The sequence below is a fragment of the Coprococcus sp. AF38-1 genome, from assembly GCF_003603945.1.
In the GTDB taxonomy this organism is placed as follows: domain Bacteria; phylum Bacillota; class Clostridia; order Lachnospirales; family Lachnospiraceae; genus Coprococcus; species Coprococcus aceti.
Genome location: NZ_QVGO01000011.1, coordinates 24,338 through 34,644 on the forward strand (window position 1 = coordinate 24,338; position 10,307 = coordinate 34,644).

Annotated in this window: 8 protein-coding genes; 6 read left to right on the forward strand and 2 right to left on the reverse strand. The window is 44.7% G+C overall.

All coding sequences use genetic code 11. From position 1 onward, the window contains the following. Positions 1-13 precede the first annotated feature (13 nt). A complete protein-coding gene (locus DW025_RS14395; RefSeq protein WP_165854802.1) occupies positions 14-1,153 on the reverse strand; it encodes a PucR family transcriptional regulator in 1,140 nt (379 codons plus the stop codon). 271 nt (positions 1,154-1,424) lie between these two features. Here DW025_RS14395 and DW025_RS14400 point away from each other — a divergent pair, with 271 nt between their 5' ends. The 5 genes from DW025_RS14400 (at position 1,425) to DW025_RS15395 (ending at position 8,553) form a co-directional block, all read left to right on the forward strand. Then, on the forward strand, positions 1,425-2,780 hold the full coding sequence (locus tag DW025_RS14400; protein WP_120000461.1) for an aspartate aminotransferase family protein: 1,356 nt from the start codon (positions 1,425-1,427) through the stop codon (positions 2,778-2,780). Between the two features lie 188 nt (positions 2,781-2,968). Continuing rightward, on the forward strand, positions 2,969-3,523 hold the full coding sequence (locus tag DW025_RS14405) for an XRE family transcriptional regulator (protein ID WP_022058947.1): 555 nt from the start codon (positions 2,969-2,971) through the stop codon (positions 3,521-3,523). A gap of 358 nt (positions 3,524-3,881) precedes the next feature. Further along, positions 3,882-5,099 carry an aspartate aminotransferase family protein gene (locus DW025_RS14410; protein ID WP_120000463.1) on the forward strand — a complete coding sequence of 406 codons (1,218 nt, stop codon included), beginning with the start codon at positions 3,882-3,884 and terminating at the stop codon, positions 5,097-5,099. 34 nt (positions 5,100-5,133) lie between these two features. Continuing rightward, positions 5,134-5,727, forward strand: a complete 594-nt coding sequence (locus DW025_RS14415; RefSeq protein ID WP_022058945.1) for a cytidylate kinase-like family protein — start codon at positions 5,134-5,136, stop codon at positions 5,725-5,727. Positions 5,728-5,898: 171 nt separating this feature from the next. Beyond that, positions 5,899-8,553 (forward strand): bifunctional amino acid transporter/iron-containing alcohol dehydrogenase, encoded by a 2,655-nt coding sequence (locus tag DW025_RS15395; RefSeq protein ID WP_120000465.1) that lies wholly within the window; start codon positions 5,899-5,901, stop codon positions 8,551-8,553. A 60-nt stretch (positions 8,554-8,613) separates the two neighbouring features. Here the strand turns inward: DW025_RS15395 and DW025_RS14425 are convergent, their stop codons facing one another. Beyond that, the gene (locus tag DW025_RS14425) at positions 8,614-9,132 is read right to left on the reverse strand and encodes a type III toxin-antitoxin system ToxN/AbiQ family toxin (protein ID WP_118649377.1); all 519 of its coding nucleotides are present in this window, start codon (positions 9,130-9,132) and stop codon (positions 8,614-8,616) included. A 356-nt stretch (positions 9,133-9,488) separates the two neighbouring features. On the opposite strand from DW025_RS14425, the gene DW025_RS14430 reads away from it, so the two are divergent. Continuing rightward, on the forward strand, positions 9,489-10,160 hold the full coding sequence (locus tag DW025_RS14430) for a YoaK family protein (protein ID WP_055224431.1): 672 nt from the start codon (positions 9,489-9,491) through the stop codon (positions 10,158-10,160). Positions 10,161-10,307: the final 147 nt, after the last annotated feature.

Below are 10,307 nucleotides of genomic sequence, written 5' to 3' on the forward strand. Positions count from 1 at the left end.
TAATTGGAGAGAGTTATACTTTTCGTATCTCTCTGAGCTTATATGCAGCCATGAGCTGGAATCTGACCTCCGCATTGGAGAGATCATATTTCAGCTCTTCTTTTATTATCCGGAGCCTGTAATTTATCGTATTCCTGTGGCAGAACATTTTCTCAGAGATGTGCTGAACACTGCCGCTGCACTTAAGATATTCGTACAGAGTGTCCGTCAGAGCTGAGTGATGGTTTTTGTCGTACTCTATGACACCACCGAGCTGCTCTGCGATAAATGAGTGTATGAGCTGGGCATCATTAACTTCCAGAAGAATACGCAGGAATCCGAGACTGTTGTAATCACAATATATGTTGTCTGCGGTAAATTCCCTTGCAGAAACTGCACGGCGGTAACTCAAGGGGAGTTCTGTCAGGGACAGAACCGGGCTTCCGGAACCCATATGTATGCTGCGGTCCGGGAACCTTGCAACCAGAGCCTCTGCGATGTCACTGCATTTGTCTGCGATGGATCCGGAGAAAGGGAATCTCAGGATAACTGTCGGATTGCCATCATATACAAATGCATGGAAGACAAGATCTGTATTGTTGCAGACCTTCTGCAGGATATACATGAACTCATCTGTTGCTTCTGTATCGATGGACAGAACGTTGTAGCAGCCATTGTTGAATCCGGAGCCTTTTATTGTGTCAGTCTGCTCGTCGGTCAGGGAATTCCCCATGAGGATATTCTGGAATGCTGCGGTCATGTTGCCATCATCCCTGGAGTCTTCAAATATCCTGTTGTAGTAGTCGTGGGTGATATCGAATATCCTTGTATCCCATGGCATGGTAAAAAGAGGAAATGAATAGCGGTAGCACAGTCTGACGATCTCATCGGTTATGTCCTCCTCAAATATATATCTGCCGGTATTCAGAATGAGTCCGCAGGTTCCCCTCTTTATGAGCTCTTTGATAAATGCCCTGAGCCAGTCCTCGCGTTCACCGGAGGTCACGCCGGTTGTGATGATGAGTTCCCCTCCGTTCAAGAATGTGGATGTGGATATATCCTCTGATATGTATACCCAGCTTACGATGTTCTCCATTCCCTTTCCACCGGATATCAGGTTAAGGTTGTATTTTCGTTTGGTATCATAGTACAAATCTCTCAGAAAAATGGCCATGTCAGTGTTCCCTCCTGTATTACGCGCACATATATAGTCTTGCGAAAAGCACATTATATATTATTATTACTGCATATCAGACCTGTGTCAATGGTGGAAAATGTGCTATGAGCACAAATGCGTTCTAATATTTTGTGCCTGGGGAATATGGCATAACACCTACGGTTGTGCGATTCTATATGCAGAGTAAAAAAGACAGCCGGTGTTTCAGAAAGGAAGCCTGACCCTGGTGCACAGGCTGCTGGTTGAAAAAATAAAGGAGGACAAAATTATGCTTAGAACAGATTTACCAGAGATAATCACAGAGACACTGCCGGGACCAAAGGCAGCGGAGGTAATAAAGAGAAGAGAGAAGGCAGTGCCATCTGCCATTAGGTGTGCGTATCCGGTTGTTATAGACAAGGGTGAGGGTGCCATGATACAGGATGTGGATGGCAACAAGTTCCTAGACTGGATAGGTGGTGTCGGAGTCCTGAATATCGGATTCTCACAGCCGGAGGTCGTTGAGGCTGTCAAGACACAGGCTGACAAATATTTCCACGGCATGTTCAATGTGGTAACCCATGAGGGATATGTGGCACTCGCTGAGAAGCTTGCGTCCATTGCACCAGTAAAGGGCGACGAGAAGAAGGTGTTCTTCGCAAACAGTGGTGCTGAAGCTGATGAGAATGCTGTAAAGGTTGCAAAGAGCTTTACAAAGAGACCAAATATCATCGTATTTTCGGGAGCTTTCCACGGCAGAACACATTACACAATGGCCATGACATCCAAGAAGGCTTATGCAAAGGGGATGGGTGAGCTTGCAAATGGAGTGTTCAGGGCACAGTTCCCATATTACTACAGGAATCTTGAGGGAATGCCACAGGAGGCAGCTCTTGATTACTATATGAATTCGCTCACAGATGTATTTGAACAGTGCGCAGCGGCAGATACCATTGCGGCAGTTGTTGTTGAGCCTCTTCAGGGCGAGGGTGGTTTCATACCTGCACCTATCGAGTGGGTAAAGGCTGTCAGAAAGCTCTGTGATGACCATGGAATCCTTCTTATTGCGGATGAGGTACAGAGCGGCTTCTGCAGAACAGGAAGAATATTTGCCAGTGTATATTGGCAGGAGGCAGGCGTACAGCCTGATATCATAGCAACAGCCAAGTCTATAGCAGCAGGTGTTCCGCTGTCAGCCATCATCGCAAGATCAGAGATCATGGAGGCTGTCGCTCCTGGAACAATAGGCGGTACATACTGTGGAAATCCGCTTGCCTGTGCAGCAGCCCTCAAGACTATCGAGATCATGGAGAGAGATGATCTTGCAGGACGTTCATGTGAGATTGGTGAGAAGGTTGTGGCAAGATACAATGAGCTCAAGGAGAAGTATGAGTGCGTTGGCGATGTCAGAGGACTCGGTGGAATGGTAGGAATAGAGTTTGTCAAGGATAAGAAGACCAAGGAGCCTGCTCCTGAGCTTACCTCTGCGGTCATCACCGAGTGCTGGAAACGTGGCTTGCTGGTTGAGGGCGCAGGAACTTACAATAATGTCATAAGATTCCTTGCACCGCTTGTCATCACAGATGAGCAGCTTGCCGCCGGCCTGGGTATCTTCGAGGCAGCAGTGGAGGCGGCGTCTAAGTAGACGCTTGAAAAATTAGAAGATACACGACATAATATATCACAAGGAGGACCCGCGATAGCGGGAGATGCCTTGAGATAATGCGGGCGCCGCACGGAGTGCATAGGAATGCGCCCGCTCAGTAATATATCACAAGGAGGACCCGCGAAAGCGGGAAATGCCTTGTGATAATGTTGAGCGGGAGGGGTACGATGGATTATTTATCACATAATGTTGCTGTGAATCTGAATAGAATGAGGACCTCCAAAGGTATGAGCCTGGATGTGCTGTCTGAGCAGACGGGTGTCAGCAAGAGCATGCTGGCGCAGATTGAGAAGGGCACTGCTAATCCGTCTCTGGGTGTCATGGGCAAGATAGCCAGCGGCCTCAGAGTTGAGTTTCATGAACTTATTGATCCGCCGCCCATGGAGGCCTGTCTTGTGAATCCAGAGGAGCTTGTTCCAATCAAGGAGGCAAAGGGACAGTATAAAGTGTGGACGTGTTTTCCGTATGAGGACAGCCATGAGGTGGAGATATATCGTATAGACATTGAGCCGGGAGGCACATATGTCAGCGGCTCCCATGGTGAGAAGACAAGAGAATACCTGTCGGTTACAGAGGGTGTTCTGACTGTTGAGGCAGGTGATACAAAACAGAAGGTCGGCAAGAACCAGATATACAGGTTTGAGACTGATAAGGTTCATGTGTACAGCAACGATGGGAATGAAAAGGTGAGCTGTATATGTGTATTCCTGGACTATCACTAACATGGAAATATGAGCGGTATTAAGTGTAAAATAATGTACATACAATGTGGTTGTAAAAGATTATCATCTGTCCAATATAATGCACAAAATGTTCAATAAAATAATGTTCTGAAGTGCATGGTAATACAAATAAAGTCAGATAATAAGCCAATCTTAAGAAAATTAAGAAAAGGTGTTGACATGTATTATATTGAGTGGTATCTTAAGTGTGTCAAATATAAAGAACAAGAATTTAAGGCAAAGGAGCCTGGACGAACATTCGTCCGCAGTCTCCTTTGCCTTTTTTGATGCTTGGGGACAAAAACGATCCGGCACCATGATTCTTCTGATTTTACAAAATGTAGTGGAGGTAAGGATTATGAAATTAAAAGACACAGGATTAACATTTCAGGACATTAAGGACAAGGTAGACAAGTACATGATCGAGACATATGAGCGTTTCGATTTCCTCGCTGAGACAGCAAAGGACATGTACATATATGATGAGAACGGCAACGGATATCTTGATTTCTACGCCGGAATCGCAGTAAACAGCGCAGGTAACTGCAATGAGAAGGTTGTTGAGGCTGTCAAGGATCAGGTCGGTGACATCATGCACACATTCAACTATCCTTACACAATTCCACAGGCACTTCTTGCTGAGAAGGTTTGTACTACTATTGGAATGGACAAGATATTCTTCCAGAACTCAGGAACAGAGGCCAATGAGGCTATGATCAAGATGGCCCGTAAGTATGGTATTGAGAAGTATGGTCCAAACCGTTACCATATCGTGACTGCAAAGCAGGGCTTCCATGGAAGAACATTCGGCGCCATGTCAGCAACAGGTCAGCCGGGAAATGGCTGCCAGGTGGGATTTGGCCCTATGACATACGGCTTCTCATATGCACCTTACAACGACCTTCAGGCATTCAAGGATGCATGTACAGAGAACACTATAGCGATCATGGTTGAGCCTGTACAGGGCGAGGGCGGTGTACATCCTGCAACAATGGAATTCATGAAGGGACTCAGAGAGTTCTGTGATGAGAATGACATGCTTCTCCTTATAGATGAGGTTCAGACAGGTTGGTGCAGAACAGGAAATATCATGTCATACATGAATTACGGAATCAAGCCGGATATCGTGTCCATGGCAAAGGCTCTCGGCGGCGGAATGCCGATTGGAGCTATATGTGCAACCGTTGAGGTTGCAAAGGCATTTACACCTGGTTCACATGGAACAACATTTGGTGGACATCCTGTATCATGTGCAGCAGCACTTGCAGAGGTAAATGAGCTGCTTGACAGAGATCTTGCAGGAAATGCAAAGAAGATGGGAGATTACTTCGCAGCAAAGCTTGAGAAGATCCCACATGTAAAGGAAGTAAGACATCAGGGGCTCCTGGTTGGTGTTGAGTTTGATGATACGATCGGCGGTGTGGATGTAAAACATGGATGTCTTGACAGAAAGCTTCTGATCACAGCCATCGGAGCTCATATAATCCGTATGATCCCACCACTTATCGTGAACGAAGAGCAGTGTGATAAGGCTGTTGAGATCATCACAGATGCAGTGGCAGAATTAAGTAAATAGGGGAAACGCGAAGCCCCTGGAAGGAGCGATGTAGATGAAACATTTTGTTGTGACCGTTGGATGTGAATATGGCAGCGGTGGAATAGAGATTGGCAAGATGGTAGCGAAATCTCTGGGAGTTGAGTATTACGACAGAGATCTGATAGATAAGGTCGTTGAGGAGATTGGCGTTGACAGAGATCTTGTCAAGAAGGCGGATCAGGGCGAGACAGTCAAGTATGAATTTGATACAAGCTTTGGACCGCGATATGCAAACCTTACAAACAGGGTTATTTATAAGCAGTTTGAGGTTATCAATAAATTTGCAGAGAAATCTTCCTGTATCATCATAGGACGGTGCAGCAATTATATACTCAAGGACAGAGATGACTGTCTGAATGTATTCATATATGCACCTACAGAAAAGAGGATACAGTATGTCATGGAGAAGAAGGGGCTTGATCATGACAAGGCGGCTGAGCTTGTCAAGTACAACGATGGGATGCTCAGTTCCAGATATAACTACATGACAGGTGGAGATATGAGAGACTGCAGCATGCGAGACATGATGATAGACTCCAGTGTACTTGGCCTTGAGAAAACTGCAAAGTACATACTTCAGATGATAGATCTGAGATTTGAGGATTAAGCATAAAAGAAATTGTGAATTAACATATATATGCAATTCCAACTACATCGCGAATATAGAAAATGACAATGGCGTCAGATGAACACGGAAAGTGTGATTCCTGACGCCATTTTTTTAACATTTTAACAAACTGTGGATGGTGTGCTTGGATGTATTAGAAAGGATGATATTATGGCAGGAAAAAAATCAGAATTTGATAAAGTATTTTCTGCCTGGGACATACTGGTGATAGCCTTTGGAGCCATGATCGGCTGGGGCTGGGTAGTATCCTCAGGCGACTGGATCACGAGAGGTGGAGTAATAGGAGCGGCCATCGGATTTGCACTTGGCGGTGTGATGGTATTCTTCGTTGGACTCACATATGCAGAGCTTACAGCTGCCATGCCTCAGTGCGGCGGCGAGCATGTGTTCAGCTATAAGGCTATGGGACCTATAGGTTCTTACATATGTACATGGGCTATCGTACTTGGATATGTCAGTGTTGTATGTTTCGAGGCGTGTGCACTTCCAACCATCATCACATATATATATCCAAAGTTCCTTCAGGGATATCTGTACACGGTGGCAGGTTTTGATATCTATGCATCGTGGCTTGCGGTTGCAATAATAGTTGCGATATTTATAACATATATCAATATAAAGGGCGCGAAGACAGCAGCACTTCTGCAGACCATACTTACAGTTGTGATCGGCGGTGTTGGTATTCTTCTCATAGTTGCATCAGTTGTGACAGGAGATGCCTCAAACCTTGACGGACAGATGTTCAACGGAGACTCCACAGGGGAGATATTTAAGACTATCCTCAGAGTTGCTGTTACCACACCATTCTTCTTCATTGGATTCGACGTAATCCCACAGGCTGCAGAGGAGATCAATGTACCTCTCAAGAAGATCGGTAAGATCATGATACTCTCAATTGTTCTTGCGGTTCTTTTCTATGCACTTATCATCATAGGTGTAGGTTATGTCATGAATTCATCTGAGGTAGCTGCATCCATGGATGGATCAGGTCTTGTTACAGCGGATGCCATGGCAAAGGCGTTCAACAGCAGTATTATGTCGAAGGTTCTTATTGTAGGAGGTATGTGCGGTATCGTTACTAGCTGGAACTCGTTCCTCATCGGAGGAAGCCGTGCAATGTACTCCATGGCAGAGTCATACATGATCCCGAAGACATTTGCAAAGCTTCACAAGAAGCACAAGACACCTGTAAATGCACTTTACCTCATCGGTTTCCTCTCAGTTCTTGCTCCTCTTGCAGGCCGTAAGATGCTGGTATGGATAGTTGACGCAGGTAACTTTGGATGCTGTCTTGCATATTGCATGGTATCCCTTTCATTCCTGATACTCAGGAAGAAGGCACCGGATATGAAGAGACCATATAAGGTTAAGCATTATAAGATTGTTGGTGCACTGGCAGTCCTCATGTCTGGTTTTATGGTTGTGATGTACATAGTTCCAAATTCAGGAAGTGCACTCGTATGGCAGGAATGGGCTATGGCGGGTGGCTGGTCACTTCTTGGTGTGGTATTCTTCATAATATGTAAGCTTAAATATAAAGAAAAATTCGCTTCACATGTCGATGTCCTCATTGATGATGAGATCGTAGATGAGGAAGAGAACAGAGAGGAAGAGGTCAAGGCTGCTATCGAGCTTGTTATGGCTGAGGAGGATGAGACAAAATTTGTTCAGCCTATTGCCTTCAACTACAATCTTCCTGTAAATATTGCATTTGGTACCGGAAAGGTTGCCCAGACCGGTGAACTCACTAAGCCGTATGGTAAGAAAGCGCTCATCGTCACAGGCCGCAGCAGTGCAAAGAAGTCAGGCTTGTATGACAAGGTAAATGACAGTCTGAAAGCAGCAGGTCTTGAGACTGCACTGTTTGATAAGGTTGCACAGAATCCGCTCACTACAACAGCTATGGAAGGTGCAGAATTTGCCAAGACAAATGGCTGTGATGTGGTCGTTGCCATAGGTGGTGGAAGCATCATGGATTGTGCAAAGGCTATAGCGTTCCTGGCACTCAATGATGGAGATATCAACGATTACATATTTGGCAGAAAGGTCAGCGATACGGCACTTCCGCTTGTACTTATTCCTACAACCTGTGGAACAGGTTCAGAGGGAAATGGATTTGCGGTTCTCACCAATCCGGAAAATGGCGACAAGAAGTCACTCAGATGCAATGCCATCGTGGCAAAGGTATCCATCGTGGATCCGGACTGCATGAAGACTATGCCAAAGCACGTGCTTGCGGCAGTTGGATTTGATGCACTGTGCCACTGCATGGAGGCATACACATCAAAGATCTCGCAGCCATTTACAGATGCGCTTGCACTGTATGCGATTGATCTTATCGCCCACAATCTTGTGGATGTATATAAGGGCAGAGGAACCCAGGAGAGCTGGGAGAAGATAACACTGGCCAGCACCATAGGCGGTATGGTCATCAACACAGCCGGAGTCACATTGGCTCACGGAATGGAGCATCCGGCCAGCGGCCTTAAGAACATAGTTCACGGCAAGGGACTTGCAGCTCTGACACCAGTTATCATCGAGGCATCCTACAAGGGAGATCACTTCAAGTTCGCGAAGATCGCCAGAATATTTGGAGGTATCACGGCGGATGATTTGGCACCGAAGATCAGAACTCTTCTGAAGAATCTTGATCTTGACGTCAAGCTTTCAGACCTCGGCATAGAGGAGAAGGATATTCCTTGGATGGCTGAGAACTGTATGAAGGTTTCGGCAGCCAGCATAGCTAACAACCCTGTGGTATTCACACAGGAGGAGATCGCTGAGATATATAAGAAGGCAATGTAAATTGTAATATAAAGGATAGCAAACCGCTGCAGCCGGATGGGTTTCCGACTGTGGCGGGTTTTATTGTGAATTATAGTGCTTGCATATCTTTTCTAATTCTGCGAAGTTTAAGCAATCATGCCTTCGTTTAAAATATTCGCCGGACATGTATTTGTTGTAAAGAACGTTGGCTTTGTTGACTATTTTGTCGTAATTTTCATTACACCATTGGAGCTCCTGCCTGTAGAGTTGCTTTCTTTTGGCAATTTCAGAGGTATCGTGCTTTCTTATTTTGGTATCTATTCTTGATAATTGGGATGTTTCAACTGGAATCATTCTGCTGAAATTGAGAGCGGCGATGATTTTGCTATTTATAATAATTCGAGAAAAATCAATCCTATCAGACATGTTTTCGTGTTTTGGTTTGAAGGATGTTAATGGTATACAATATTTTTGACCATTACAAGTGACTATAATTCCGATATATGGTCGAGTATGTTTAGCTAGTTGTGGACTTGAGTTGTATATTCTGTCATCTTTGGCGTGTAGATTGCGGATATATTTCATATCTATCCAATATAATTTTAATTCGTGTTTCAATATGCCTCCTTATAAAATGTAAAAGGACTATGCGTACATAGTCCTTTTTATAGTTCACCTGAAAGGTGACGCTATTCTGCTGAATGTCCACTTATATAATTGGCAGGACTCTCCATATGACTATAGAATAGCATAGAACCTGCATTTGTCAAGTTGTGTAAGTATAATAATTTGTTATGGTAAAAAATGCAATAACAGCCAAGGATATTTAACAGAATGTTTATAAAAGAATACATATTGTAAAATAAAGAATTTGTGTTATCTTGTTTAATTGGATTGCAGTTTGTATCAGGGAACTACCTACTGCATGAGACAGACTGCAAATATTAAATATAGATAGAAAAGAGACGATGCGTATGCTAAGAAAGAACAGAGAACTCAGACAGACATCCGAGACATTTCTGTTAAGTGCCATACTTGCACTGTCAGGAGGTTTTCAGGATGCATATACATACAATGCCAGAGATGAGGTGTTCTCCAACGCCCAGACAGGAAATGTGGTTCTCATGAGCCAGCATCTTATGATGGGAGATTTTAAGATTGCATTGAGATACCTTTTTCCGTTGATCGCATTTGCACTTGGCGTGCTGGTGGCGGAGAGGATAAGCCATAGATACAAGAATGCATCCCGCATACATTGGAGACAGATAGTTGTGCTGGTGGAGATCGTGATATTGTTTGCAGTTGGATTCATACCGGTGAGGTTCAATCTGCTCGCCACGATGCTTGTGTCATTTGCCTGCTCCATGCAGGTTCAGACTTTCAGAAAAGTAAATGGCTACGGCTATGCCAGCACGATGTGTATAGGAAATCTCCGAAGCGGAACGGAGAGTCTGTCGGTATACCTCAGGGACAAAGAGCCTGGGGCACTCAGAAAGGCCATGCACTATTATGGAATCATCATCATATTCGCACTTGGCGCCGGAGCTGGCGGCGTGTGCACGCTGCATCTGGGGTTCAAGTCGATCTGGATATCCAGTGCACTTCTTATGGTGGCACATCTCATGATGTATAAGGAGAAGAGATAACACACTGTTTTTATCTGAAGAGTAGCTGGATGTTCAAAATATCACAAAATTATCGCTAAACAGCAAAAAAGCGGCAGAAAGATACAATTTTAAATGATATGTACCCTCTTTACTGGACAACCAGTAAGGAGGGTATTTTTATGCGTT

Bases quoted from the DNA above. Each gene is read 5' to 3' on its own strand.
- DW025_RS14415 (WP_022058945.1), top strand. From the start codon at position 5,134: ATGAAACATTTTGTTGTGACCGTTGGATGTGAATATGGCAGCGGTGGA.
- DW025_RS14400 (WP_120000461.1), top strand. From the start codon at position 1,425: ATGCTTAGAACAGATTTACCAGAGATAATCACAGAGACACTGCCGGGA.
- DW025_RS14430 (WP_055224431.1), top strand. From the start codon at position 9,489: ATGCTAAGAAAGAACAGAGAACTCAGACAGACATCCGAGACATTTCTG.
- DW025_RS14395 (WP_165854802.1), bottom strand. From the start codon at position 1,153: ATGGCCATTTTTCTGAGAGATTTGTACTATGATACCAAACGAAAATAC.
- DW025_RS14410 (WP_120000463.1), top strand. From the start codon at position 3,882: ATGAAATTAAAAGACACAGGATTAACATTTCAGGACATTAAGGACAAG.
- DW025_RS15395 (WP_120000465.1), top strand. From the start codon at position 5,899: ATGGCAGGAAAAAAATCAGAATTTGATAAAGTATTTTCTGCCTGGGAC.
- DW025_RS14405 (WP_022058947.1), top strand. From the start codon at position 2,969: ATGGATTATTTATCACATAATGTTGCTGTGAATCTGAATAGAATGAGG.